22 protein-coding genes are annotated in these 24,999 nt (G+C 64.0%); 11 read left to right on the top strand and 11 right to left on the bottom strand.

From position 1 onward, the window contains the following. Window positions 1–41: 41 nt before the first annotated feature. From KW832_RS06875 to KW832_RS06845, 7 genes are all read left to right on the top strand, one after another. Complete coding sequence (locus tag KW832_RS06875; RefSeq protein ID WP_216845919.1) at window positions 42–938, top strand: amino acid ABC transporter substrate-binding protein; 897 nt, start codon at window positions 42–44, stop codon at window positions 936–938. A gap of 109 nt (window positions 939–1,047) precedes the next feature. Continuing rightward, entirely contained in the window at window positions 1,048–1,890 is an 843-nt protein-coding gene (hpnD, locus tag KW832_RS06870; RefSeq protein ID WP_218299328.1) for a presqualene diphosphate synthase HpnD, read from the top strand. A 16-nt stretch (window positions 1,891–1,906) separates the two neighbouring features. Further along, entirely contained in the window at window positions 1,907–3,211 is a 1,305-nt protein-coding gene (gene hpnE / locus KW832_RS06865) for a hydroxysqualene dehydroxylase HpnE (RefSeq protein ID WP_218299327.1), read from the top strand. Window positions 3,212–3,331: 120 nt separating this feature from the next. Continuing rightward, the gene (locus tag KW832_RS06860; protein WP_121506954.1) at window positions 3,332–4,345 is read left to right on the top strand and encodes a tripartite tricarboxylate transporter substrate binding protein; all 1,014 of its coding nucleotides are present in this window, start codon (window positions 3,332–3,334) and stop codon (window positions 4,343–4,345) included. A 156-nt stretch (window positions 4,346–4,501) separates the two neighbouring features. Then, the gene (locus KW832_RS06855) at window positions 4,502–5,185 is read left to right on the top strand and encodes a response regulator (protein ID WP_063463203.1); all 684 of its coding nucleotides are present in this window, start codon (window positions 4,502–4,504) and stop codon (window positions 5,183–5,185) included. 132 nt (window positions 5,186–5,317) lie between these two features. Then, window positions 5,318–6,715 carry a sensor histidine kinase gene (locus KW832_RS06850; protein ID WP_218299326.1) on the top strand — a complete coding sequence of 466 codons (1,398 nt, stop codon included), beginning with the start codon at window positions 5,318–5,320 and terminating at the stop codon, window positions 6,713–6,715. A gap of 46 nt (window positions 6,716–6,761) precedes the next feature. Continuing rightward, window positions 6,762–7,799 (top strand): tripartite tricarboxylate transporter substrate binding protein, encoded by a 1,038-nt coding sequence (locus tag KW832_RS06845; RefSeq protein ID WP_218299325.1) that lies wholly within the window; start codon window positions 6,762–6,764, stop codon window positions 7,797–7,799. Between the two features lie 50 nt (window positions 7,800–7,849). Here the strand turns inward: KW832_RS06845 and KW832_RS06840 are convergent, their stop codons facing one another. The 3 genes from KW832_RS06840 to KW832_RS06830 form a co-directional block, all read right to left on the bottom strand. After that, window positions 7,850–8,062 (bottom strand): DUF2788 domain-containing protein, encoded by a 213-nt coding sequence (locus tag KW832_RS06840; RefSeq protein WP_137748564.1) that lies wholly within the window; start codon window positions 8,060–8,062, stop codon window positions 7,850–7,852. After that, the gene (locus KW832_RS06835; RefSeq protein ID WP_218299324.1) at window positions 8,059–8,913 is read right to left on the bottom strand and encodes a DUF2189 domain-containing protein; all 855 of its coding nucleotides are present in this window, start codon (window positions 8,911–8,913) and stop codon (window positions 8,059–8,061) included. Before KW832_RS06835 ends, KW832_RS06840 begins: the two co-directional genes overlap by 4 nt. Window positions 8,914–9,023: 110 nt before the next feature. Next, window positions 9,024–9,767 (bottom strand): HAD-IA family hydrolase, encoded by a 744-nt coding sequence (locus KW832_RS06830; RefSeq protein ID WP_121422651.1) that lies wholly within the window; start codon window positions 9,765–9,767, stop codon window positions 9,024–9,026. Window positions 9,768–9,826: 59 nt separating this feature from the next. On the opposite strand from KW832_RS06830, the gene hemH reads away from it, so the two are divergent. Together hemH and KW832_RS06820 are read left to right on the top strand one after the other, a co-directional pair. Beyond that, window positions 9,827–10,942, top strand: coding sequence for a ferrochelatase (gene hemH, locus KW832_RS06825; RefSeq protein WP_121419588.1), 1,116 nt, complete (start codon window positions 9,827–9,829; stop codon window positions 10,940–10,942). Window positions 10,943–11,068: 126 nt separating this feature from the next. Next, window positions 11,069–13,561 (top strand): Lon protease family protein, encoded by a 2,493-nt coding sequence (locus tag KW832_RS06820; RefSeq protein ID WP_218299323.1) that lies wholly within the window; start codon window positions 11,069–11,071, stop codon window positions 13,559–13,561. Between the two features lie 111 nt (window positions 13,562–13,672). Here KW832_RS06820 and KW832_RS06815 read toward each other — a convergent pair whose 3' ends face one another. Together KW832_RS06815 and KW832_RS06810 are read right to left on the bottom strand one after the other, a co-directional pair. Beyond that, a complete protein-coding gene (locus KW832_RS06815; RefSeq protein WP_218299322.1) occupies window positions 13,673–17,284 on the bottom strand; it encodes an ATP-binding protein in 3,612 nt (1,203 codons plus the stop codon). A gap of 247 nt (window positions 17,285–17,531) precedes the next feature. Further along, window positions 17,532–18,413: an alpha/beta hydrolase gene (locus tag KW832_RS06810; RefSeq protein ID WP_218299321.1), complete on the bottom strand. Its 882-nt coding sequence runs from the start codon at window positions 18,411–18,413 to the stop codon at window positions 17,532–17,534. Window positions 18,414–18,552: 139 nt separating this feature from the next. On the opposite strand from KW832_RS06810, the gene KW832_RS06805 reads away from it, so the two are divergent. Further along, complete coding sequence (locus tag KW832_RS06805) at window positions 18,553–18,975, top strand: DUF1810 domain-containing protein (RefSeq protein WP_218299320.1); 423 nt, start codon at window positions 18,553–18,555, stop codon at window positions 18,973–18,975. 113 nt (window positions 18,976–19,088) lie between these two features. Here KW832_RS06805 and KW832_RS06800 read toward each other — a convergent pair whose 3' ends face one another. Beyond that, window positions 19,089–20,069: an AraC family transcriptional regulator gene (locus KW832_RS06800; protein WP_218299319.1), complete on the bottom strand. Its 981-nt coding sequence runs from the start codon at window positions 20,067–20,069 to the stop codon at window positions 19,089–19,091. Window positions 20,070–20,212: 143 nt separating this feature from the next. Here KW832_RS06800 and KW832_RS06795 point away from each other — a divergent pair, with 143 nt between their 5' ends. Then, window positions 20,213–20,602, top strand: coding sequence for a nuclear transport factor 2 family protein (locus tag KW832_RS06795; RefSeq protein ID WP_218299318.1), 390 nt, complete (start codon window positions 20,213–20,215; stop codon window positions 20,600–20,602). A 130-nt stretch (window positions 20,603–20,732) separates the two neighbouring features. Here KW832_RS06795 and KW832_RS06790 read toward each other — a convergent pair whose 3' ends face one another. The 5 genes from KW832_RS06790 to KW832_RS06770 form a co-directional block, all read right to left on the bottom strand. Next, window positions 20,733–21,608 (bottom strand): alpha/beta fold hydrolase, encoded by an 876-nt coding sequence (locus KW832_RS06790; RefSeq protein ID WP_218299317.1) that lies wholly within the window; start codon window positions 21,606–21,608, stop codon window positions 20,733–20,735. A 104-nt stretch (window positions 21,609–21,712) separates the two neighbouring features. After that, a complete protein-coding gene (locus tag KW832_RS06785; RefSeq protein WP_218299746.1) occupies window positions 21,713–23,233 on the bottom strand; it encodes a carotenoid oxygenase family protein in 1,521 nt (506 codons plus the stop codon). Window positions 23,234–23,258: 25 nt separating this feature from the next. After that, window positions 23,259–23,675 (bottom strand): DUF2141 domain-containing protein, encoded by a 417-nt coding sequence (locus tag KW832_RS06780; protein ID WP_218299316.1) that lies wholly within the window; start codon window positions 23,673–23,675, stop codon window positions 23,259–23,261. Window positions 23,676–23,719: 44 nt separating this feature from the next. Then, window positions 23,720–24,169 (bottom strand): hypothetical protein, encoded by a 450-nt coding sequence (locus KW832_RS06775; RefSeq protein WP_255577553.1) that lies wholly within the window; start codon window positions 24,167–24,169, stop codon window positions 23,720–23,722. A 120-nt stretch (window positions 24,170–24,289) separates the two neighbouring features. Continuing rightward, window positions 24,290–24,988: a class I SAM-dependent methyltransferase gene (locus tag KW832_RS06770; RefSeq protein ID WP_218299315.1), complete on the bottom strand. Its 699-nt coding sequence runs from the start codon at window positions 24,986–24,988 to the stop codon at window positions 24,290–24,292. Window positions 24,989–24,999: the final 11 nt, after the last annotated feature.

The raw sequence follows: 24,999 nt of genomic DNA, 5'->3' as shown, positions 1-24,999 counted from the left end.
GACGCCTGGCATGCATGGCCCCGTCACCTTTTCCGTTTCCTATGCACCTCTTCTCTGCGCTGCGAGCCCTGCTACTGATCCTTCCCCTGTCCTGGATGTCCCCTGGCGCCTGGGCGCAAGACACCCTGACCCACATTGCCAAGACCGGCGAATTGCGACTGGGGCACCGCGAGGCATCCCACCCCTTCTCCTACAAAGACCCAGCCACTGGACAGGTGCGTGGCTACAGCGTTGATATCTGCACCAAGATTTACGAGGAGCTCAAGAAGGAACTCAAGCGCCCCGACCTGCGCCTGACCTATGTACTCGTAGACGGCAAGAACCGCCTTGCGGACCTGAAAAACAACGTAGTGGACCTGGAATGCGGCACGACCACCAACACCCTGGAGCGCCAGAAGGAAGTCGCCTTCAGCCACCACATCTTCATCGCCACCACTGCGTTCCTCGTGCGCAAGGACTCGGGCATCAAGACGGTGGACGATCTGAACGGCAAACGCATTGCCGTCGAACGGAAAACCACCAATGACGGCCTGCTGGCCACGAACGAACGCACCTACCACCGCAAATTCATCTACGTGCCGGTAGACAGCACCGCACAGGGATTGGATGCACTCACGCGCAGGGAGGCAGATGCGGTTTTTGCAGACGATGCAGGCCTGTGGAGCCCCATGACCCGGCTGGGCAAGGCCATGGGGGACTACCAGTTTCTGGAAAAGCGCCTTTCGGTAGAGCCCTACAGCATTGGCCTGCGCAGGCAAGACCCTCGTTTCAAGGAGCTGGTAGACCAAGTCACCCGCCGCCTGATCCAGACCGGGGAGATGGCGGCTCTCTACAAAAAGTGGTTCCACTCGGACCAAGGCACGCTCCCCATGAGCGTCTTCATGCGCGAAGCGCTCAAGCGGCCCAGCGACGTGGGCGTGGAACAGATCGCCTTTTGATGCCCTTCGGCCTGCCGCAGAACAGGCAGGCCAAACTGGGGAACTGCGGCCTCCACCAGCTGCCAGGTTGCATTCGCGGGCCATGTCCGCCATGGGACAATCGCGCCCCATGACCCCACAGCAATACGTACAGCAAAAAGCCGTGGCCTCGGGCAGCAGCTTCTACTACGCCTTCCTGTTCCTGCCGGCCCCGCGCCGCGCCGCGATCACGGCGTTTTATGCCTTCTGCCGCGAAGTGGACGATGTGGTGGACGAAGTCTCCGACCCTGGCGTGGCGCGCACCAAGCTCGCCTGGTGGCAGGCCGAGGTGGCCAAGGCCTATGCGGGCCAGCCCACCCACCCTGTGATGCTGGCACTGATGCCACTGGCGGCCGACTATGGCATTGAACAACGCCACCTGCAGGCCGTGATCGACGGCTGCCAGATGGACCTGGAGCAGACCCGCTACCTCGACTTTGCGGGCCTCAAGGGCTACTGCCACCTGGTGGCGGGCATCGTGGGCGAAGTCGCCGCACGCATCTTCGGCCAGACCGACCCGCGCACCACCGACTACGCCCACACGCTGGGCTTGGCCTTTCAGCTCACCAACATCATCCGTGACGTGGGCGAAGACGCCATGCTGGGCCGCATCTACCTGCCGGTGAGCGAGCTGCAGCAATTTGACGTGAAGGCGCACGAGATCCTGAAGCGCCAGTATTCCGACCGCTTCACCGCGCTGATGCGCTTTCAGGCCGAGCGCGCGCACCGCCTGTACGACGAGGCTTTCGCCCTGCTGCCCGATGCCGACCGCCGCGCCCAGAAGCCCGGCCTGATGATGGCCAACATCTACCGCACCCTGCTGCGCGAGATCGAGCACGAAAACTTCCAGGTGCTGCACCAGCGCATCCGCCTCACGCCGCTGCGCAAGTTCTGGCTGGCGTGGAAGGTGCAGGCGCTCGGCCGGATGTCGTAGCCGTGGGCCCGCGTCCATGAAGGTCGCCGTCATCGGCGCAGGCTGGGCGGGCATGGCCGCCGCCATCGCCCATGGGCAGGCAGGGCGCCAGGTCACCGTGTTCGAGGCCGCGCGTACCGTGGGCGGCCGGGCGCGCGCCGTGCCGGGCGCGCTGCCCGATGGCACACCCGCCACGCTCGACAACGGCCAGCACATCCTGATCGGCGCCTACGCCGAAAGCCTGCGCCTGATGCGGCTGGTGGGCGTGGACATCGATACCGCCCTGCTGCGCCTGCCACTCACGCTTCAATTCCCTGATGGCCAGGGCCTGCAACTGCCCGACCTGCCCCCACCCCTCGATGCGCTGCTGGGCATTGCCCGCGCCAAGGGCTGGGGCTGGCGCGACAAGCTGGCACTGCTGCGCACAGCCACGGCCTGGCAGTTGCGCGGCTTTCGCTGCGCGCCCGCCACATCGGTGGCCGCGCTGTGCGCGCCGCTCACGCCCCGGCTCATGACCGAGTTCATCGACCCGCTATGCGTGTCGGCCCTCAACACCCCTGCCAACCAGGCCAGCGGCCAGGTGTTTCTGCGTGTGCTGCAGGACAGCCTGTTCAGCGGGCGCGGCGGCTCCAACCTATTGCTGCCACGTGTGGACTTAGGCGCCCTCTTTCCCGAAGCCGCTGCCCGCTGGCTGCAGCAGCAAGGCGGCCAGGTCCTCACCGGCCAGCGCATTCAGCGCCTGCAGCCGTTGCCCGGGGGGCGTTGGCAGCCGGTAGTGGCCGCCAACGGCACCGAAGAACCCGGAGCGTTCGACCACGTCACCCTGGCCTGCCCGTCCTGGGAAGCCAGCCGCCTGGTCGAAGGCCTGGCAGGCACGGCGGGCCTGGCCGGTGCAGCCCGCTGGAGCGCCGCCACCAGCGCCCTGCGGTTTGAGGCCATCACCACCGTCTATGCCCACGCCCTGGGCGCCCACCTGCCCCTGCCCATGCTGGCGCTGCGCAACACCGCTGCCCACCCGGCGCAGTTTGTGTTCGACCGGGGCCAGCTCGACGGCCAGCACGGGCTGCTGGCCTTTGTGGTGAGCGCCAGTGATGGGGACCGCGCCTTGATCGAGCAGCAGGTGCTGCAGCAGGCCGCCGCCCAGCTGGGCCTGCCTGGCCTGCAGCCCGTGCAGACCGTGGTGGAGAAACGCGCCACCTTTGCCTGCACCCCTGGCCTGCAGCGGCCCGGCATGCAGGTGCTGCCGGGGCTGACGGCCTGCGGCGACTATGTGGACGGCCCCTACCCCGCCACGCTGGAAGGGGCCGTGCTCAGCGGCACGGCAGTAGCGGCACTGGCGTAATCCTCGCTCTGTCCGTGCGAGGTGCCTCGGGTAAACCCCAGGCCGACTGACAGCATTCCGAAAGCACGCTCCGCACACCATACGCCGGGCAACGCCATAACGGCTTTCACGGAGACACCCATGCTGTTCGATAACGACACCACCCCCGCCTTCCACCCCACCCGCCGCCACCTGCTGGGCGCAGGCAGCGCCCTGGCCCTGGGCGGCCTGCTGCCCGCCGCTGCGTCGGCCCAGACCGCATGGCCCGCCAAGTCCATCCGCTTCGTCGTGCCCTTTGCACCGGGCGGCAGCTCCGAAATCGTGGCGCGCTCCACAGCGGCCGAGCTGAGCAAGACCCTGGGCCAGAGCGTGTTTGTGGACAACAAACCCGGCGCCGCAGGCAACATCGCCATGCAGGAAGTCGCCCGCGCCGAAGACCAGCACACCCTCATCCTGGGCCACATCGGCACGCTGGCCGTCAACCCCTACATCTTCGACAAACTGCCCTACGACGCGAACAAGGACTTCAAACCCGTGAGCCTGCTGGCCAAGGTGCCCAGCCTGTACGTGGTGCACCCCGACGTGCCCGCCAAGAACCTCAAGGAGTTCATCGCCTACGCCAAGAAGAACCCAGGCAAGCTCAGCTACGGCTCGGCAGGCAATGGCAGCGCGGGCCACCTCGCGTTTGAATACCTCAAGATGACCGCCGAGATCTTCATGCTGCACGTGCCCTACCGGGGCACCGGCCCCATGATGACCGACCTGCTCTCGGGCCGCCTTGATGCCGCCTCGGTGGGCGCAGCGGCCCTGCTGCCGTTCATCAAGTCCGGCAAGGTGCGCTGCATCGCCACCGGCTCCACCCAGCGCCTGCCCCAGCTGCCCGATGTGGCCACCGTGGCCGAACAGGGCTTCCCCGGCTTCGAGATGACGCAGTGGTACGGCATGCTGGCCCCTGCGAGCCTGCCCAAAGAACACCTGGACAAGCTGGCCGCCGAAACCATGAAGGCCGTGAAGGCACCCGAAGCCCTCAAGCGCCTGAACGGCGACGCCGCCGAAGCCATCGGCGGCACGCCCGCGCAGTTTGCACAGTTCATTGCGGCGGAGCAGGCGCGCTGGCAGAAAGTCATCAAGCGCGCGCAGATCAAGCCGGACTAGGAAGCCCCCCTGAGCCGCTTCGCGTCTTCCCCCGAGGGGGACGCCACCGGTGGCCGGGCAAAGCCCGCTCCACGGTGGCACTGGCTTTGGGGGCACGCCAGTTTCAACAGCCTGCTGGCGGGCCGGGCCACGGCACAACGGCATTAGCATCCCCCCATGCGCATCCTCCTGGCCGAAGACGACCACAACCTGGGCACCTGGCTCAGCCGCGCGCTGGAGCATGCGGGCATCCAGGTGGAATGGGTGAACGATGGGCGCCTGGCCGACCGTGCGCTGCAGCAGCACGACAACTACGATGCGCTGGTGCTGGACCTGGGCCTGCCCGGGCTGGACGGCCAGGCCGTGCTGCAGCGCCTGCGCGACCGCGACCAGCGCCTGCCCGCGCTGATCCTCACGGCCCGCGATTCGCTGGACGAGCGCGTGCGCTCGCTCAACGCGGGGGCTGACGACTTTCTGGCCAAGCCTTTCGAGCTGGCCGAGCTGGAGGCCCGCCTGCATGCCCTGGTGCGCCGCGCACGCGGCAACGAGCACCCGCGTCTGGCCTGTGGCGCGCTGGTGTACGACAACCCGCGCAAGCAGTTCACGCTGCATGGCGAGCCCCTGGCCCTGTCGCCGCGCGAGCATGCCGTGCTGCGCGTGCTGGTGCAGCGCAGCGGCGAGCCGTTTTCCAAGCAGCAGATCCTGGACCGCGTGTTCTCTGACGACGAGGACGTGCACCCCGAAGCCGTGGAAGTGTTTGTGCACCGCCTGCGCAAGCGGCTCGATGGCAGCGGTGTGCGCATCACCACCCTGCGCGGCCTGGGCTACGCGCTCGAAGCAAATGATGTGGCTCCCCCCTGAGACGCTGCGCGTCTTCCCCCCTGAGGGGGGACGCCACCCGTGGCCTGGCAAAGCCAGTTCCACGGTGGCACTGGCGTGGGCCACGCGCATGTTCAGGACCGCTCCCTGTTCTTTGCGGCGGAGTCCGCTGCCATGTCTTTGATACAACGCCTGCGCCGCGCCAGCCTGTGGCGGCTGCTGGCCCTGCTGCTGCTGCCGCTGCTGGCCGTGGTGACGGGCGTGGAGCTGTGGATGACGCGACACGACGCGCTGGAGGCGGCCAACGCGGCCTACGACCGATCGCTGCTCGGGGCGCTCAAATCCATTGACGCCAATATCTCCACCGCCTCGGGCGGCCTGTCGGCCGAGCTGCCTTACAGCATGCTCGAATTTTTTGAACTCACGGCCAGCGGCAATGTGTACTTCCGCGTGGCCTCGTCCGACGGGCTGGTGGAGCTGGGCAACGCCGACCTGCCCCTGCCGCCCGGCCTGCTCACGCCCGGCGTGCCACGCTTCTACGACGCCACCTACTTCGGCGAATCCGTGCGGCTGGCCGCCTACCGCCGCGCGGTGGAAGGCGCCGCGCCCGGATCCGATGCCAGCAGCGTGCTGGTGCAGGTGGCAGAAAGCACCCGCTCGCGGCAGGAGTTCACCCGCCGCTTTGTGCGCCGGGCCGCGCTGCGCGACACGCTGGTGCTGGCGCTCATGGTGCTGGGCACAGCCGCCACGCTGGCCGTGGCGCTGCGGCCGCTGGCGCGCCTGGCGCGCGAGGTGCAGGCGCGCAGCCCCGACGACATGACCCCCATGGCCGACACCGACCTGCCTGCCGACATCCGACCCCTGGTGGCCGCCGCCAACCAGCAGATGGCGCGCACGCAAGACCTGGTGGCCCAGCAGCGGCAGTTTCTGGACGACGCCTCGCACCAGCTGCGCACCCACCTCACAACGCTGCAGATGCAGATCGACTACGCCCGGCGCGAGGCCGACGCCACCCAGGTTCAGCACACCCTGGAAGCCATCGGCGGCGAAGTCGCGCGCGCCACGCGCAGCACCCAGCAGCTGCTGGCCCTGGGCCGCAGCGACACTGCGGCGGTAGAGCTGGCCCCGTTCGACCTGGCCGCGCTGCTGCGCGCCGTGGCGCTGGAGCTGCTGCCCCGCGCCCGCGCTCGGCACATCGACTTTGGCATCCACACCCCCACGCCTGAGTTCATGGCCGTGGGCGACAGCGGCTTGCTGCGCGAGGCGCTTACCAACCTGGCGGCCAACGCGATTGCCTACACACCTGAACACGGCACGGTCACCGTGTCAGCCGCAGGCGATGACCTGGGCTGGAGCCTCAGCGTGGAAGACAACGGCCCCGGCCTGCCCGCCAACGAACGCGATGCACTGGGCCAGCGCTACCGGCGTGGCTCGCAGGCGGCGGCGGGCGGCTCGGGCCTGGGGCTGGCAATCGCGCGCTCCATTGCCGAGCGGCACCGGGGCGGCCTGCGACTCGAAGAACGCGCGGGTGGGCCCGGCCTGCTGGCCATCCTGTGGTGGCCCCGGGGCTGAAAACCCCATCCCGCAGCACCCCAGATTCCGCCAGAATTCGCCCCGCATGCCGTCCGCACCACGCCCCCTCCCCACCCTGCACCGCCGCCGCGCTCTGCAGTGGCTGGCAGCACTAGCGGGCACTTCAGCCGCTGCGCACACGCCAGCTGCGTGGGCGGCCGACGCATCGCTGGAGCCCGCCGAGTGCATCGCCCCCTCCCGCCCCGGCGGCGGGTTCGACCTGACCTGCGGCCTGGCCACGCAGGCCGTGCAAGCCGTGCGCCCCGCACGCCCACCGCTGCACACACGCTATCTACCCGGGGGCATCGGTGCCATGGCGTTTGACCAGATCGCCACCGGGCGGCTCGGCGGGCCGGGCACGCTGGTGGCGTTCTCCAGCGGCTCGCTGCTCAACATCGCACAGGGCCGCTTTGGCCCGCACCCGGTGAGCGCCGTGCGCTGGATCGCCACGCTGGGCACCGACTATGGTGTGGTGGCCGTGCACCGCGATTCGCCCCACCAGCGCCTGCAAGACGTGGTGGCCGCGCTGCGCAAGGACCCGGCCCGCGTAGTGTTTGGCGCGGGCGGCACCCTGGGCAGCCAGGACTGGATGAAAGCCGCCCTGCTGACCCGCGCCGCCGGGCAGGACCCCAAACGCATGCGCTTTGTGTCATTCGAAGGCGGCGGCGAGGCCCTGAAGGCCCTGCGCGGCGGCCACATCGGCGTCTTCACCGGCGATGCGGCCGAGGCCCGGCAGGCTTTGGACAAGGGCGCGCCCCTGCGCTTTCTAGCCGTGCTGGCGCAGGCCCGCCTGCCTGGCGCCCTGGCCGACCTGCCCACAGCCCGCGAACAGGGCGTGGACCTGGTCTGGCCCACGGTGCGCGGCCTGTACATGGCCGCCACCGCCCCCGATGCCGCCGTGCGTGCCTGGGTCACGGCTTTTGCCGATGCGCTGGCCGCACCCGGTTATGCCGCGCTGTGCAGCCAGTACGGCCTGTACCCGTTTGCGCGCACCGGCGCGGCGCTGGAGGCGTTTGTGCAACGCAGTCTGGCCGACTACCGGCAACTGGCGCAGGAGCTGGGCCTGCGGTCCTGGCCGCGCTGAGGCGGCTGCTGCTAAGCCCGTGCGGTGGTCTCAGAGGATCTCTGGCCCGCTCACTTCTCCAGCCACCACTGGATCACCACCTTGGCCAGGAACCCCAGAAACCCCACGCCCAGGCCCAGGAAGAGCACAAAGGTGCCAAACCGCCCTGCCTTCGATTCCCACGCCAGCTGCCCGATGATGAACAGCATGTAGACGATGAACGCCCCCACGCCGTAGGTGAGGAAGAAGCCCGAGATCTGCGCCTCGGTGAAGCCAAAAATCACGATGCCCCTCCAGGCGTGCGCGCCGGTGCAGCGGGTGCAGCCAGGTCGCGCTCGGGCAGGCTGGATGCGTCCACCAGGTCGCGGTAGGCGTGCCAGCTGGCGTGGCCCAGCATGGGCATCACGGCGATCAGGCCCAGCAGCAGCGAGCCGAGGCCCAGCAAGGTAAAGCCCAGGATGATCGCCGCCCAGAACGCCATGGGCAGCGGGTTGACCACCACGGCCTGCCAGCTGGTCAGCACCGCCTGCAATAGCGTGGCGCGGCGGTCCAGCAGCAGCGGCATGGCCACCACGCTGGACGCAAAAATCGGGGCGGCCATCAGGCTGCCCAGCGCCAGCCAGATTTCAAACAGCCAGCCATCGCGCGCCATGACCACGTGGCGCAGAAAGTCGAGCGGTGTCTCGATCGGCACCGGCGCCAGCAGCGTGATGAGCGCCGCCGAAGTCATGACCCAGCCCGAAGCCGCCAGCGCCAGCAGGGCGCCAAACTGCACCATGCACCAGTAGTCGTTGCCCCATTTGTTGACGTGGCTGTTCTGCCAGTTGAACCAGGTCTTGAGCACCACGCCCAGGTTGGCGCTTTCGCGGCGCTCCAGCGCGCGGCTCAGCGCATACAGGCTGGTGGCCAGCACCGGCGCCACCACCAGAAAGCCCGACAGCGCCCCCGCCAGCAGCCAGAAGCGGTGGTGCGCTACGGCAAAGATGGCAGCCCCAAACAGCGTGAGTGCCAGCCCATGGGCAAAGCTGATCCAGCCCGCCCGCGCCATGTCGCGCCAGGCCAGCACCAGCCAGGCCATGGGTTGCATGAGGCCGATGGTGCGGATGGTGGGCAATGGCGGGGGTTTACGGGGCATGGTGAGGGGGTCGCTGAGCGACGATGGAGTGTGACCTTATCGGGCAACGGCTTCAACCACCGCACGCCCAAACCTTGACCTGAGGCAAGAAACCGGGCCAGCGCAGCCGGTCAGGCGAGCAGCCTGCACAGCGCAGTGAGGCTGTCCACCGTGGCATGGGGCGGTGTGTCGTCGTGCGGCCAGGGGTGGTTGGCGCTGTTGATCCACACGGCCTGCATGCCGGCGTTCAGCGCGCCCTGCGCATCCAGCGTGGCATCGTCGCCCACGTGCAGCACCTCGTGGGGCAGCACATCGACGGCCGTGGCGGCAGCGTGAAAAATGCGCGCATCGGGCTTGGCCACGCCAAACTCCGATGCGCTGATGCTGTGGCGAAAGTAGTGGCCGATGCCGATGCGGTGCACGTCGGCATTGCCATTGGAGACGGCCACCACCGGGTAGCGTGCCGACAAGAAGGCCAGCGTGTCGTGTGCGTCGTCAAACAGCTCCACGCGCATGCGCTCGGCAAAGAACAGGTCAAACGCCGGTTCGGCCAGCGCGGGCTCGTCGCCCGCCTGGGTCAGCGCTAGGCGGATGGACTCGCGCCGCAGCGCGCTCAGGTCGTGCAGCAGGTCGGGTCGCAGCGCCACCATCTGGTTGCGGATGGCGCGCAGGGATTCGGTGCTGGAGAACAAGGTTGCCGTGGCGGGCGCATGGTGCGTGAGCCAGTCCAGCAGCACGCGTTCAGCCCGCGTGATGGTGGGCCAGATGGGCCAGAGCGTGTCATCCAGGTCGATGGAGATGGCGCGGATGCGGGAGGTGTCCAGCTGCAGCGCGGTGGGCTGGGCAGCGGGCAGTTCAGCGGGGGAATCGGGCATGGTCTGCAGAGAATACTCCACGGTCACCGAAGGGCCGGTCCGTTTGCCACAATCGGGGCATGCGCTCACCCTTCCACACCGAACCCCCTTACACCCACGGCCAGGCCGAACGCACTGGAGTGCTGCTGTGCAACCTGGGCACGCCAGACGAACCCACGGCCCCGGCCGTGCGCCGCTATCTGGCGCAGTTCCTGGGTGACCACCGCGTGGTGGAGATCCCCAAACTCGTGTGGCTACCCATCCTGCACGGCATCATCCTGCGCACGCGCCCGGCCAAATCGGCCGCCAAATATGCCAGCATCTGGACGCCCGAGGGCTCGCCCCTGGCGCACTGGACGGCCAAGCAGGCCACGCTGCTGCGCGGCTGGCTGGGCGAGGCGGGCCACGCGGTGCTGGTGCGCCATGCCATGCGCTACGGCAACCCGTCCATCGCCAGCCAGCTCGATGCGCTCAAGGCCGAGGGCGCCACGCGCATCCTCATCCTGCCGCTGTACCCGCAGTACTCGGCCACCACCACGGCCAGCGTGTTCGACGCCGTGTACACCTGGGCCGCCGCTACCCGCAATGTGCCCGAGCTGCGGTTTGTGAACCGGTACCACGACGCCCCCGGCTACATCGACGCGCTGGCCCGCACCATCGAATCGCACTGGAAGACCCACGGCCAACCCGACCAGCTGGTGATGAGCTTTCACGGCGTGCCCGAACGTACGCTGCACCTGGGCGACCCCTACCACTGCGAATCGCGCAAGACGGGCCGTCTGCTGGCCGAGCGCCTGGGCCTGCGCGAAGACCGCTACCGCATCACCTTCCAGTCGCGCTTTGGCAAGGCCAAGTGGCTGGAACCCTACACCCAGCCCACCATCGAGGCCCTGGGCAAGGCGGGCACCCGCCGGGTGGATGTGGTGTGCCCCGGCTTCACCAGCGACTGCCTGGAGACGCTGGAAGAAATCAACATGGAAGTGCGCGAGGCGTTCCTGCACGCGGGCGGGCAGGAGTTTCACTACATCCCCTGCCTGAACGACAACAGCCACTGGATCACGGCGCTGAGCCGCGTGGCGCAACAGCACCTGGCGGGCTGGCCCACCGAGGTGCCCACCGCTGCGGCACTAGCCGATGCGCGCAGCCATGCGCTGGCCGGTGGGGCACCCAAAGGCGTGTGCCCCGTGGCGCACTGACTGCTGGTTACTACTATTTTTATAGCTGCTTGCGCTTATCCATCAAGCGCTAGCGGCCAATTTGACCCATATTCCGAGATGGCAGACACACTTTGGTGACCTGCCCCTCCCCCAACACCTGTACTGATGCCCGCTTCTGCCCTCGCCCCCCACCAGCTGCGGCTGACGATTGACCCCGCCACGCTGGGCTTTGCCAGCACGGCCGAGCTGCAAGACCTGCCCCTGCCCTGGATCGGCCAGGAGCGCGCGCAGGCCGCCGCGCAGTTTGGCCTGGGGCTGCACCAGCCCGACTACCACCTGTTCGTGCTGGGCGAAGTGGGCAGCGGGCGCGCATCGCTGCTGCGCCAGGCCATGGAGACTGCTGCGGCAGAACGCGCCGTGCCGCCCGACCTGTGCTACCTGCACAACTTCGACACGCCCGACCGCCCCCGCGCCCTGCGCCTGCCGGCGGGCCAGGGCCGCCAGCTGCGCCAAGGCATGGCCGACATGGCCAAGAACCTGCAGGCCGACATCCCCAAACGCCTGGCCGCCGCCGACTTCAAGGCCGAGGCGGAGCGCATCGAGAAAACTTGGCAGGCGCAAGAAGGCGAAGCCTTTGCCGTGCTCGACGCGTTTGCCGAAGCGCGCCAATTCCGCCTGACCCGCGAGGGCGGGCAAATGGTGTTCACCCTCACCGGCCCCAAAGGCCAGGCGCTGACCGAAGCCGAAGCCCGCGCCCTGCCGCGCGAGCGCCGCGCTGAAATCGACGCAGCCGAACAAGAACTGCGGACCGAGATTGCCCGCTTTCTTGAAGCCGCCCGCCCGCTGGAGCGCACCCGCGACGACGCCCTGGCCGCCCTGCGCCGCCAGACCATCAAGCCCCTGGTGGAACACGCCCTGCACGACATCCGCCAGGGCCTGCGCAAGCAGATCAAGGACACCGTCAAGCTCACGCACTGGCTAGACCAGGTGGAGCAGGCGGTGCTGGGCGGCATCGACCTGTTCGAGCCCCTGGACGCCGAACGAGGTAGCGACCAGGGCGCCGATGCCGAAGACGACCGCAAGGACGCGCTCGACGACCTGCTGGCCCGCTGCCAGGTGAACCTGGTGGTAGACAACCACGGCCGCACCGCCGCGCCCGTGGTGGTGGAAGACAACCCCACCCAGCGCACGCTGTTTGGCAGCATCGAGCATGGATCGGACGCCGACACCGTGCAGGCCGACCACACCGGCATCCACGCGGGCAGCCTGCTCAAGGCGCACGGCGGCTTCATCCTGCTGCACCTGCACGACCTGGCCGCCGAAGAAGGCCTGTGGCAGCGCCTGCGCCGCTTTTTGCGCTGCGGCCGCCTGCAGATCGAAGAAGGAGGCGGCGGCCCCGGCCATGCCCCCGGCGGCGCCGTGGCGCTGCAGCCCGAGCCGGTGGACGTGGACGTGAAGATCGTGCTGATCGGATCGGTGGACGAGTACTACGCGCTGCAGGACGCCGACCCCGACGCCGCGCGCCGCTTCCGCGTGAAGGTGGACTTTTCAGACCACTTTGCCGCCACGCCCGCCACCCACCACGCCACCGCCATCCTGGTGGCGCAAGTCTGCAAAAAGCGCGGCCTGCCCCACTTCGGCCCCGACGCCGTGGCCCTGCTGCTGGAGCAAACACACCGCGAGGCCGACGACCAGCGCCGCCAGAGCGCACGCTTTGCGCACACCGAAGCGCTGGCCATCGAAAGCGCCGCCCTGTGCAAGGCGCGCGGCGGCCCCCTGGTGCAGGCCGCCGACGTGCAGGCCGCCCTGGCCGCCCGCACCCAGCGCCACAACCAGCCGGAAGAAGAGCTGCACGACTCCATCACCGAGGGCGAGCGCTTGATTTCGCTGGCAGGCTCCATCACCGGCCAGATCAACGCCATGACGCAGATCGACCTGGGCGACTACCGCTTCGGCTTCCCCGTGCGCATCACCGCGCGCACGTTTGCCGGGCAAGAGGGCCTGCTCAACATCGAGCGCGAGGTCGATATGTCTGGCCCCATCCACGACAAGGGCGTGCTGATATTGCACAGCTACCTCACCGCCCTGTTCAGCCACGTGGCGCCGCTGGCACTCAATGCGTCCATCGTGTTCGAGCAGGAATACAGCGGCGTGGAAGGCGACTCGGCCTCGTGCGCAGAGTTGTACGCGCTGCTGTCCAGCCTGTCAGGCCTGCCCCTGCGCCAGGGCATCGCCGTGACCGGCGCGCTCAACCAGCATGGCGAGGTGCTGCCCGTGGGCGGCATCAACGAAAAGATCGAAGGCTGGTTTCGCGCCTGCGAGGCGGCGGGGCTGGATGGCACGCAAGGCGTGCTGATCCCCGCCCGCAACCAGCGCCACCTGATGCTGGACCGCAGCGTGCTGGACGCAGTGGAGCGTGGGCTGTTCCATGTCTACACCATGGGGCATGTGAGTGAGGGGATTGCGCTGCTGACCGGTGAGGCGTCGGGCATGAGCCCGGCGGAGTTGCTCCAGGCGCAGGCTGATGAGCTGGCCGGAGGCGCGACTACCGTGGAGGACACGGTGATGCAGCGGGCGGAGGTGACGCTGCGGGCGTATCGGCGGGCTTGTCAGGTGGCGGGGGGTGCGCGGAGGGGGCGAGGGGTTCGGGGGCGGTAGATTAACCAACGGTCCACGAGCTCAAATTCTCCTGTTCCGCTGTTTCAGTACGGTTGCAGGCTTTAGACCGATGCTCTTTGACTAGTCAGCGCAGATTTGAAGAGCCGCATATTAACGCCTAAAGAGATTTACTCTTATATCATCAGTCAAGAAGCGATCCTGACGCCACGATGAAATAATACTTCTCGATTCAAGCCACTGAACCAAAACCCGGTTTTCCGGGTTATTTTTTAATCTCGGCGTGCCATATCCTGTTTTAATTTCTGAAAACGGACGCGGCATATTCGCCAACACGTGACGCACTTCTTCATCTGACAGAAGGACATGATACTTGTTGAAGAGTGAAATTTGCGTCGCTATGGGTTCAGAATTAATTATTATGGACTGCGCACCACTCCCACCCAACTTGGGTATCAAAGCATCTTCACCACCAATAATAGATCCAATGAGAGCCGCGCGTTCAGGTAGTTCTCCCAGCGCGTTCAAGTCCATTAATTCAACTATCTTAAGCTTAGCTGAATTATCGATATCAAATCGTAGAAGCTCTTCCAGGAATTCATCGTCGAGCGCAAAACTGAGGGGATCAGCTAGGTATGCATCGATGTTGGTAGCGATATACAGCTTCTGCAACTCTTCGTTATCATCCAGCGCATCGAAATTTTTCTTGGCTAATGTGATTTTTTTCTCTAATATCAGAATTCGAAGCTTGGTTTCATCAACTCCTTCGGGGAATTCTTGGAACGGATGCGGCAGTGCGCGAACATAATCTGTGTAAGCTGCATCAGGCATCGAACCTGCATTGAGGAGGAATTGGCGCAGCTTAAGTGATTCAGGGTTGCTTGGTATCGGACTTTGCAGGATAGCTCTACGTACATCATCGAAACAAAGGTACGCAGTCAGCACATCGGCCTCAAATCCACCGGACTCCATGAAAGCGAGACAATTCATCCAGGTTGCTTCAATCGAATGTAACTGAAAAAGTATTGGGTGCAATTTTTCAGAAACACTTTCAATTTTCGGCAACTTGGTTGTCTGCCGCTCAAGAAATTTCTTAAAAACATCTTGTTCAAGCGAATCCCGGTCAAGAATGAACAGAATAGCAGGAACGTCTTCCACTGAGTTTTCCGGCAATTCTAAAAGAACATCACGCACGTAGATATTAAAATCACGTTCCACCCTCTTTTTCAATGTCGAGTTATTCATCGAACGGATCGTTGTGAAATTTTTCGAGCGCATTGAGTTGAGGTCGCTTTGCCCCAATACCTCCTGATAGGCGTACTCCAAGTTCGCTATAGTGAGTGTGTAACGTCCCTCCGCTACCATAAAGCGTACAATTTCGGAGTGCTCTTTGATTTCAGTTAGATCTTTGACCTCAAAATTGAGACACGCGAGGCGTTCTTGGGCCAAGCCCGGCAAGTTCAATAGGATTTCTGACAGATTCGCAGCAACAAAATCCGATAGTTCACCAAAATCTTCGGCGAGCGCTTTGAGCGAGCTTATCGGCAAATTTGCGATAAGCTGAGTAACGTGAGAAATATTTTTACCACTGGCAATAGCAACTGGTACTAGATTTTTCCACGAACTAACCAATCTCAGCAGAAGCAATGAAACATTACGGCCACTGGCGTAATAAGCACTCAAAAATTCTTCACAACTCTCGAATTCAGATGAGAGAAGATCAAAACATCTCCGCGTTTGATCAAGGTAAAGGCTCGAATTATCTAAGAGACTATCAACGAGCTTAACATTCAAGACGTAGCTCTGCTGAAAGTCCTCATCTCGCATCGCTGCAATGACTTCTTTTGGATTGTCCAGCGGAAAATTGGGCTCCGGCGTAATGAATGCCCTAATTTGAATAAGAAACTTGTTGTCATTGGGCGATAAACGACCCGAGTGAAATAATGAGGTATATTGATAATAAGTATCATCAACATGACCTTCCAAGATCAAAAACCGTGCAAGCTCTCCGTTCTCCTCAAACCCTTTGAAAAGATCATCAATATGATCAGCATGTAAACGCAATAATTCATGCAGCTTAGCAATTCGAAGTTTGGGAATTTTTGATCTAAGATCTTGAATTCTTCGCAGTGCCTTGCTCTTGCTTTCAGCCCCTTTACCTTCGACCTCCTTTTTGCGTTCCAGGTAGGATTTTCGAGAGTCTACCTCGGCTTGCAAATTTGGAACTTCAATCCACGTCGAGCCATTATTCTGATATTGAACAAATACGCGAGTCGCCTCAATAAGCCGCTCAAATATATTGTGACTTGATATTTGGGCAAGAGGAATCAATGTTTGTCTATCAACGCCAACGTTCATAATTCCCGCTGGAAGCTTTTCAATAAGGGCCATTGCATAAATTTTCCGCAACTCTGCCAAATCCGCAGGCATCTGTCGGTCACAAATTTCAAGCTCCCGTTCAAGCTGCTCAATCTCATCCCTATATCCTGCTTCACCTTGCCTAATCAGCTCATCTTGACGATTAAGTATTTCAGCAAGATTTCCCACACCTCGATGCAACTGCTCAAAATCCCTTGGATAAACATTTTTATAGATCAGAATCGCAAGAAGCTTGTTGGGATCAAGTAGATTATCCCCATCAGTCTCCAAATTAGCCACGTAAATTGCATATTCGTTAAATATATTCTGAATCAACCTTAGATCATTCAGGTAGCGCGACACCTCTCGTAGGAACTGTCTATCAAAACGCTCATCAAGCGCAAGCCTTCTGCCTTGCTGCAGCACCATATCGATCGAATTTGATGCATTGATGATAGGTATTACCGGAATGATGAACTCGAAAAACTTGGTTCGATCAGTATTTACAAACATGTCGTCACGCAAGGCGTATAAAAATCTTATAGCTCGTTTCACGCCCGCATTTTCATTCACGAGACTATTAATTTCGCGAAGTGTGACAAAAATTTCGCTATCATTAAATCGATCAAGATCCTCGATGATTACAAGATCATAATTAGTTGACTGAAAAAAATAGAGTATTTCATCTAAGTGACGATTTAGTATCGATGTTTGATCGTCATATGCAGGCCTTATCTCAACATCCTTTAATGAGATGCTTTTTAATGATAGACCGAAGCTAGCAATATAAAAATGATGGAGAGTCATCCATAGAAATATGGCAGCAAAAGCAAAAATAAATAACTTGACTCCATTAATAATTTCAAACGGAATAAAAAAGGCGCCACTTAATATATCTGCTCGCTGGGTAAAAACATACCAAAGTGCAACCACCCCAAGCGTTATGTACAGAGATCTAAAGATCGACCAAAAACTGGGCGACTGAATTCTTTTAAACCGTGACAACGGTATTTTGTTTGCGTCCGCACCGTACAGCATCTGCTGCAGAATACTTCTCTCAATTTCTTGACGACTCACTTTCACGCCATCCGAATTTGCATCGGAAACAAACGCAGCGAGAGAGATATGAAGTGCAGGCCGCCTGTATTTTTTCAGAAATGATTGAATTATGCTGCTCTTTCCCGACCCATACGGACCGGTTAAGGCAATATTAAAAACCTTCGAATTATTTGTGGCAAACCAAAGCGCTTCAGAATACACGCCAGCGCTGTCTGCTTTATCAGTCGGCGCAAGATCCAAAAACTTCGTTCGAATACCTTCAGAGTTGTTTTTATTTCCCAACCATGACGAAAGGCGATTGAGGGTGTTTGCAAATCGACGGGCTAGAGAAATAGCATTTTTTATCATTTGATACTAGGCAATCTAACTTGTAAGGGTCCGACCACCGCACTCCCCTAATACATTAATGATTACAAGGATAAATGAACTTCTGACGTTAAAGCCAATATCGATGCACTTAACCAGGGCCGATTATTATCTCGCTCACTTCATTCTGCTTTGGGCGCAGAGCAGCTGACGGCTTTTCTCTGCTGAACGTCGGCGGTCAGCTTGGAACAGCCGTCTGCAAGATCGCTAGGACGGCATCGAGCATTCCCTACGCCACCTCAACACGAACCCGCAGCCACGCCACCACATCCCCCGTCACCTCATCCCGATTCGTCTCGTTCAAGATCTCATGCCGCGCCGCCGGGTACAGCTTGACCGTCACATCGGTCACACCAGCATCCCGATACCGCTGCCCCAGTTGCTGAAGCAAAGCTCCGCCTGCGGCCAGCGGGTCCGCGTCGCCGGATGCGATGAGGATGGGCAAGTCGCTGCGGATGCGCGCTAGCTGTGCGGGGTCGGCCAGCCGGGAGGCGGGCTCGAAAAGTGAAGGGATCACTTCAGGCGGCATGTCCCAGCCGCACCACGGGTCGGCCACGTAGGCGTCCACCTCCGCAGCGTCGCGCGACAGCCATTCGTAGCCGGTGCGGTGTTCAAAGCCCGCGTTGAATGCGGCGAGCCCTGCGGGCGCATCGGCGGGGGCGTTGGCCATGGCGGCGGCAAACAGGTCGAGGGCGGTGGAGCCTGACAGGATGACGCCGGACCAGGTGGAAGAGTGGTCGAGGATGGCCGCCTGCGCTGCGAAGGAGCCCATGGAGTGCCCGAACAGGAAGAGCGGCAGGCCGGCGTGCTGCGCGCGCAGCAGTGCGCCGAACTGGGCCACGTCGGCAATGAGGCCGCTGAAACCAGCGCTGCCAAAGTCGCCCAGCTTGCCACCGGCAGTGCGCCCGTGGCCGCGATGGTCCACGGCGTGGACGATGAAGCCTGCGGCCTTCAAGGCCCGCGCAAAGCGGTCGTAGCGCTCGCCATGCTCGGCAAGGCCGTGGGAGATTTGAACGACGCCCACAGGTTGACCCGGGGTTTGGGCCCAGGTGTAGGTGGTGACCTGGGTGCCGTCTGCGTTGGATTGGAAGGAGGAGGTGGTGGTGCTCATCGGTTCATTCTGGCATGGGGTCTGACTGCGTGTCACGCGCACGCGCCCCCTCCCCTGCACTGCCATCACCATTCAATTCTTGCCCTGCCAAGGGTTCGCAGTCACCATCCACTACAACCATCCCGCCACCCAATCCAGCATGCCCCTCCCCCCAGTTCTCGACCGTTTCCTCCAAGCCCAGGAGCCCGTCTGGCCCCGTGTGATCGCTGAGCTGCGGGCGGGCAGGAAGCGCACGCATTGGATGTGGTTTGTGTTTCCGCAGATCCAGGGGCTGGGGCACAGCGACATGGCCCAGCGCTATGCCATTCAATCGATGGCCGAGGCGCAGGCTTACCTGGCGCACCCGGTGCTCGCAGGCCGTTTGCGTGAGTGCTGCCAGATCCTGCTGGACCTGGAGACGTCTTCTGCGCTGGATGTGTTGGGCTCGCCAGACGACCTCAAGCTGCGCTCCAGCATGACGCTGTTTGGCGAAGCTTCTGCGCCGGGCAGCGTGTTCGAGGCGGTGCTGCAAAAGTATTTCGGCGGGGCAAAAGACCCGCGCACGGTCCAATTGCTAGGGTAGCTTGCTGCTTGCTGCTTGCTGCTTGCTGCTTGCTGCTTGCTGCTTGCTGGCTGCGCAGCTGCGGGCACCGTGTGTCTCGGGCAGGGCATGCCCCGGCGCGGCGGCCGGGCCGTTCAGGCTGTGGGCCGTGGGGGAATCGGGTGCGAAGCCGTTGCCTGCAGGCGCCCCGCCATCCCCTGTTGATGGGCCGTCTGCCTGCAGCGAAATTCGGTCGGGGTGCACCCAGCCTCCCGCTTGAAGAACTTGGCGAAGTTCGCCAGATCGCTATAACCCAGCCCCTCGGCTACACGCGCCACCGGCCAGGTGGTGTGGGCCAGCAGGCGCTTGGCCTCCAGAACGACGCGGGCGGAAATGAAGGCCTTGGGTGTGACACCGGCTGCTTCCAACGACGCGCGCACCAGGCTTTTCTCGGAGCAGCCCAGCTGCTGTGCGTACCGGGGCAGTTGGTGCCAGGTGGCAAAGTGCTTCTCCACCAGCAATTCAAACGCCTTGAATCTCTGCAGCGTGCGCCCCGGCGGTGCGGGCTGCGCAGATTGCTGCTCGTGCGCCATGCGCAGCCGCGTCAGCAAGGCATAGAGCTGGTAGCGCAACAGGGCATGGGCATGCAGCGATGCGGCGTGGGTCTGCGTGTCCTGGTGCATCTGCGCAATGGCGTGGGCAATCACCGGTGCGCTGTCGCTGCCCAACGCCCACGCGGTCGGCAGGCCGTCCAGTCCGTCGATCGGGGTCTGCGCCTGCGAGGCGGGGGCCGCTGCCCACAGAAATTCGGGGCGGAACAGCACCATCCAGCCATCCCAGTCCTGGGTGTATCCAAAACTGTGGGCTTTGCCAGGCCGCAGGACCAGCACCGAGCCCGGGCCGCAGCGCACGTGCTCGAAGTCCACCAGGTGGAGGCAGGTTCCCTGCGTCACAAAGATCAGGGTCGGAAAGGCGTAGCGGTAGGTGGACGCCAGCGCCTCGCCGCCCACCCGTTGCCGCAGGTCTGACACCCGGAATATCTCCAGGTCGAGCGGGTACAGCCCCTCGGGCTGGTAGCTCAGGTGCTGGATGTCGGGGTGGCGGGCTGCGGCGGGCTTGTGGTGGCGTGGGGTCATGGGTCAGCAACGGCGGGGCGCAGGGGTTTGTCCTGAAGTGACAGTGAATCGCCCCATTTTCACCGCCTGCGGGGGCTTTGATTGTCCAACAATGACCTCACAGCGCCCACTGGGCGTTGCCCCAAAACCACCAAGGAATCCCCATGCACGCCATTGAAATCGCCAAAACCTACATCCAAGCCGCACAAACCGGCGACCAGGCCACCCTCGGCCGCGTCATCTCGCCCGACGTGGTTTGGCACCAGCCGGGCCACAACCAGTTCTCGGGCACGCACCGTGGCTTGGCCGCCGTGGGCCAGATGCTGGGCGAGATGATGGCCGTATCGAAAGGGACGTTTGCGATCACCCGGGCCGACCACTACATGGCCAACGGAGATTGGGTGGCCGTGAGCATCGAGTTTGCTGGCGAGCGCGACGGCCTCACGCTCCAGCAGGCGGGTGTGGATCTGCTGCACATCGTGGATGGAAGGATCGTCGAGGTTCGCCTGTTCTCCAGCGATCCGGCACAGGAAGACGCGTTCTGGGGCCAGTGACGGCCCACGGCCTGCCTTGCCTGTGCGCCCTAGCCACCGGCGTGGGGCAAGCAACGCGGGTTTTTTGAGTCAAAAAGGGGCTTACCGCCCGTCTGTATTCATTGTTAGCTATCCAATTTATAGCAATCAATTACCCACCAGATTGCACGCCCTGTGTGCACGCACCCGGCAACCCGCCTGCCGCAGGCGCGCATCCCGGCGCAGTAGCGCGGGGCGCGCGGGCGGCCTGCACCGCATCGCGAATCGCCTGCACCACCGCCTCGGGCTTCTCCAGGGGGATGCCGTGCCCGCTGTCCACCCACACCTGGGTGGAGCCTGGATAGAGATGCGCGATGTCAGCGCGTTTTCGGTGCACATCGTCGGCCAGCGCAGGGGAAGCCCCCGGGGTGCGCAGCGCGCTGAGCACAAACACGGGCACAGCGGGGTCCACCGGCAGGCTGGCAACGAGTTGCCCGGTGGCATCCAGCGCTGCCAGCTCCTGCTTGACCACGTCAGAGGTGCTCAGGCGGAAGGCCACTTTCAGCCATGTCGGCCACAGGTCTGGGTTGCCAGCCCCTCGCATCTGGTCGGGGTGGGTGGAGTCCACCAGCACCAGCGCCGCCACCTCGCCGGGGTATTGGCGCGCAAACAGCTGCATGTACAAGCCGCCCAGCGAATGGCCCACCAGCACATAGGGTGGCGGCAGCTTGCGGGCTTTGAGCAGCGCCCGCAGTTCCTCCACCACATGGGCGCCGTCACGGGGGCCTGGCGATGCCTCGCTGTGGCCGTAGCCTGCGCGGTTGTAGGCCAGCGCGGTGGTCTCCTGCACGGTGTCTGGCCAGACCTTGGCCCACCAATCGAGGCTCGCCCCCAGCCCGTTCTCGAACACCACCACCGGTGCGCCCTGCCCTGCCAGGGCGTGTTCTACCGTGCGGCCGCCCGCCGTGTCGGTCACCACGCCGGGCACCGTGGCACAGCCCGCCAGACACACGGACAACCACAAGCCCGCCAACCGCCATCTTTTCATTTCGCCTTGACCATTTTGTTGAGTGAAGCCGACCCACCTGCCGGTGCAAGCCAGGGCCTTTAAAAACCTGCTGGGGGCACGCCACGGGGCCGCATCAGGCCGCATCAGGCCGCCACAAACACGCCGTGCAGCCCCAGCGGCAGCGCATACGGCAGCGTGGCCTGCGCCACGGGGCCGTCGGCCAGCGAGTCGGCGGCAAAACACGACAGCAGGGTTTGCTTGCGGGCGTAGTCCAGCGTGGTGCCCACCACCCAGCCGGGGCCGCGCGCGTCGGGCACCCAGACATGTTCTTCCACGATGGTGTGGGGGCCGTAGCGGTAGCGCTGCGACACCCCGGTCTCTACGTTGGTGGAGGCAATGGCGCCCCACAGCGGCAGGCCGCCCTGGGTGCCGGTGGCATGGACGACCTGGCGGTGCCGCTGCCCGACCCGCCGGGGGTCGATGCGCGGAAACTCCGCCTCCACACCCAGGCTGGCCTGCGTGGCCTTGCCGGTGCGCAAGTCCAAGCGGGCCACCGTCAGCACCGGGCCTGCCGAGCCCGCCAGCCGGGCGCGCATCACCTCGCGCGTGTCGGTGAGGACGCCGGATGCGTCGGCTGCGCGCGCGTAATCGAGATGAATCACCGTGCCGCTGGCGGTTTGCTCCTCCCAGGCGTTGCCCAGGTGGAACAGGAAGCCCGCAGGCAGGTGGAACATCTGCTGCCGCTTCCAGTCCTGCTTGTTGACCACCAGCACACGCATGCCCAGCTCGGGGCGCCATTGGTGCGCGTCCAGCACGCTCGCCCCGGCCACGCGGCGCTGCGCGTCGTACACCAGCGGAGGCAGCAGAAAGACGAGGTGCCCGGCCGTGACCGCAAAGTCATGCACCATGGGCATGTGGCTGAGCGGGAACGCATCGGCGCGGCGCAGCGCCCCTGCAGGCGTGATTTCGTACAGCAGCAACAGGCCGTGGTGGGCGTCCACGCCAAAGTTCCAGATCGTTCCATCGGGCTCCACCCGAGGGTGGGCCGAGAAGGGCACGCCTGCCAGGTCTGCGCGCCAGGTCTTGAGGCCCCGGGTCTCCAGCGTGCGGGGGTCCAGGCGCGTGGCCGAGCCGCCTTCCCACAGTGCCAGCACATCGTCGCCCACAGGCAGCATGCTGATGTTGGCGGTGTTCATGCTGTCGGGCGAGCTGGGTGGCTCGCGGCCCGGGAACACGGTGCCAAAGCCTTCGGTCAGCCTGCGGCCCGCCTGGACTTCAGCCAGCCGCTTGGCGGTGGCCACATAGCGGCCCTGGTGGTGCACCGTGTTGCCGCCGATCACAAAACGGTGGGCCATCCCGTCGCCGTCAAACCAGTGCTGGTAACGCTCTCCGCCCAGGTCGTGGCCCGCCGGGCCCACGCGGTACAACGTGCCCGCCACGGCATCCGGGAAGCGCCCGCGCACCGAGGCGGCGGTCAGAGGAATGTCTGCCGCCGCAGTGGCAAACGCCGGCTTCCACGGCGCGTGGGACGCTTCGAACTGGGCGTGCCAGCTGGGGGACGACGCTTGCGCATGCGCCGTGCGGGGCACCTGGGATGCCATGGACGCAAGCAAGGGGCCGCCGCCAGCGGCCATGAGCCGCAGCACCAGATCACGGCGATGGATGGACATGAGTACGCCTCCAGGGGGGTCAGCGCAGGCGGATGGTGATGCTGTGGTCGGCATCCAGCGGCACGGCTGCCGCGTCGAAACCGGGCGGGCCCATGCGGCCCCGGGCGTCGTTGGAGAAGCCATACCGCTCTGTGGGCAGGCCCAGCAGGTTGGTGTCCAGCTTGGCGTTGCCGTTTTCGTCGGCAAACGACTTGACCACGTAGCGCCCGGCGGGCAAGCCACTGAACACCAGTTGCGCGGCACCGTCGCGCAGTTCGATCTTTTGCGAGACCACGGCCTGGTTGCTGGCAAATGCATCGGCCGAGTCAAACACGGCCAGGTAGAGCGTGGCTGGCGCAGCGGGGCCGTCGGTCACGGCAACCCGCAGGTCCGCCGCGCTGGCCGCCAGGGGCAGCCAGGCCGCAACCATCAACAGGGTGGTGTGGATCCCCTTCATGGCGTTCTGCGTGCGGGGCTGCGTGGAAGGAGGGAGCGCAAACATCAGCACCGCCCGGCCGCTTTCAGCAAGGCGTTGCACTCGGGGCTGGCATTGCGGCCACGGGCGGCAGGCGCCGGGGCTGCTGCCGGCGCTGCGGCTGCAGGGCTGCTGCTGCCGCTTTTGCCGGCCACCATGGCTGTGCAGATGGCGTCGGAATGGGGTGTTTGCCCAAAGCTCATGGCCTTCTGAAAGCCTGTGGCGCCGTACACGTAACACCGATAGGTGGCGCCGTCGCGGGTGTTGACGGTGTAGTTGACCCGGCCACCGGTTTCCTCCTGGCGATCGGTGATGGTGAACTGGTCGGCAGTCCGCCCGATGGCTTGCGCCGTACGCTGCTCCAGGCCCGACTGGTCGAGGGTGGAAGCGCAACCGGCGAAGAGCGCCAGGGTCAGCGCCCCCGCAGACCAGCGAACAAAGCGGGTGCGGTGCGATGAATGGGAAGAAACAGACATGACAGGCTCCTTGGGATCAATGGGGAATGAACAAAACGGCTCGGCAAGAACCAGCAGGCAAAACAACTCCCTGCGTCCCCAAAAGGGCCGCATGCGTTGCGGTGAAAGGAGGAGGAAAAATCAGCCCGGTTTGCGGGCCACGACAAAGGCACGGATGTCCTTGCCGCGCGTGCCATGCCGCTCGGCGCAGACGATCTGCAGGCCCTGCTGCACCATGGCCGACTGCAGCCGCTGTTCGCCAAAACACAGCACGGGCGGGGCCTTGCCAATGGCGCGCATCAGCGGCACGGCCAGGTAGGGAATCAGCGGGTTCATCTCGGCAAGGCAAGCTGTCTTGGAGATCAGCAACCCACCCGGCCGCAGCACCTGCACCACCTGCTTGAGCGCACCGTCGAGGTCGCTCGTCAGGTGCAGCACGTTGAAGGCCAGCACCGCGTCGTACGCCGCCTGCCCAAAGGCCGCGGCCTCGGCGTCGGCCACGGCAAAACTCAGCTGTGGCGAGGGCTGCGCGGCCAGCCGCTGGTGGGCAATGGCAATCATCTGGGGCGAGACATCGGTGGCCAGCAAGCTGCGGGTGAAAGGCGCCAGGCGCAGCGCCGTGCTGCCCGTGCCGCAGCCAATCTCCAGCACGTCATGCTGCGTGGACAGCAGGCCCTGCACGCGCTGCAGTGTGGCCTCATACCCCGCCAGGTCAGCAATGGGGTCGGCTGCGTATTTGGGCGCGATGCGGTCCCAGAACCGCGCTTGGGACGCCGCAGCCGAACGGGCCGCAGCAGAGGGAGAAGCGCTGGAGGCGGGAGCAATGGCGGGCAAAGACATGGATACGGTTC

Origin of the sequence: Acidovorax sp. sif0632 (assembly GCF_019218805.1) — a bacterium.
GTDB classification, from domain to species: Bacteria; Pseudomonadota; Gammaproteobacteria; order Burkholderiales; family Burkholderiaceae_C; genus Acidovorax; species Acidovorax facilis.
This window is presented reverse-complemented; position numbering and strand designations above follow the sequence as displayed.

Bases quoted from the DNA above. Each gene is read 5' to 3' on its own strand.
- KW832_RS06810 (WP_218299321.1), bottom strand. From the start codon at position 18,413: ATGAGCACCACCACCTCCTCCTTCCAATCCAACGCAGACGGCACCCAG.
- KW832_RS06835 (WP_218299324.1), bottom strand. From the start codon at position 8,913: ATGCCCCGTAAACCCCCGCCATTGCCCACCATCCGCACCATCGGCCTC.
- KW832_RS06820 (WP_218299323.1), top strand. From the start codon at position 11,069: ATGCCCGCTTCTGCCCTCGCCCCCCACCAGCTGCGGCTGACGATTGAC.
- hpnD (WP_218299328.1), top strand. From the start codon at position 1,048: ATGACCCCACAGCAATACGTACAGCAAAAAGCCGTGGCCTCGGGCAGC.
- KW832_RS06780 (WP_218299316.1), bottom strand. From the start codon at position 23,675: ATGAAGGGGATCCACACCACCCTGTTGATGGTTGCGGCCTGGCTGCCC.
- KW832_RS06775 (WP_255577553.1), bottom strand. From the start codon at position 24,169: ATGTCTGTTTCTTCCCATTCATCGCACCGCACCCGCTTTGTTCGCTGG.
- KW832_RS06800 (WP_218299319.1), bottom strand. From the start codon at position 20,069: ATGACCCCACGCCACCACAAGCCCGCCGCAGCCCGCCACCCCGACATC.
- KW832_RS06855 (WP_063463203.1), top strand. From the start codon at position 4,502: ATGCGCATCCTCCTGGCCGAAGACGACCACAACCTGGGCACCTGGCTC.
- KW832_RS06850 (WP_218299326.1), top strand. From the start codon at position 5,318: ATGTCTTTGATACAACGCCTGCGCCGCGCCAGCCTGTGGCGGCTGCTG.
- KW832_RS06845 (WP_218299325.1), top strand. From the start codon at position 6,762: ATGCCGTCCGCACCACGCCCCCTCCCCACCCTGCACCGCCGCCGCGCT.
- hemH (WP_121419588.1), top strand. From the start codon at position 9,827: ATGCGCTCACCCTTCCACACCGAACCCCCTTACACCCACGGCCAGGCC.
- KW832_RS06875 (WP_216845919.1), top strand. From the start codon at position 42: ATGCACCTCTTCTCTGCGCTGCGAGCCCTGCTACTGATCCTTCCCCTG.
- hpnE (WP_218299327.1), top strand. From the start codon at position 1,907: ATGAAGGTCGCCGTCATCGGCGCAGGCTGGGCGGGCATGGCCGCCGCC.
- KW832_RS06795 (WP_218299318.1), top strand. From the start codon at position 20,213: ATGCACGCCATTGAAATCGCCAAAACCTACATCCAAGCCGCACAAACC.
- KW832_RS06770 (WP_218299315.1), bottom strand. From the start codon at position 24,988: ATGTCTTTGCCCGCCATTGCTCCCGCCTCCAGCGCTTCTCCCTCTGCT.
- KW832_RS06805 (WP_218299320.1), top strand. From the start codon at position 18,553: ATGCCCCTCCCCCCAGTTCTCGACCGTTTCCTCCAAGCCCAGGAGCCC.
- KW832_RS06830 (WP_121422651.1), bottom strand. From the start codon at position 9,767: ATGCCCGATTCCCCCGCTGAACTGCCCGCTGCCCAGCCCACCGCGCTG.
- KW832_RS06790 (WP_218299317.1), bottom strand. From the start codon at position 21,608: ATGAAAAGATGGCGGTTGGCGGGCTTGTGGTTGTCCGTGTGTCTGGCG.
- KW832_RS06860 (WP_121506954.1), top strand. From the start codon at position 3,332: ATGCTGTTCGATAACGACACCACCCCCGCCTTCCACCCCACCCGCCGC.
- KW832_RS06815 (WP_218299322.1), bottom strand. From the start codon at position 17,284: ATGATAAAAAATGCTATTTCTCTAGCCCGTCGATTTGCAAACACCCTC.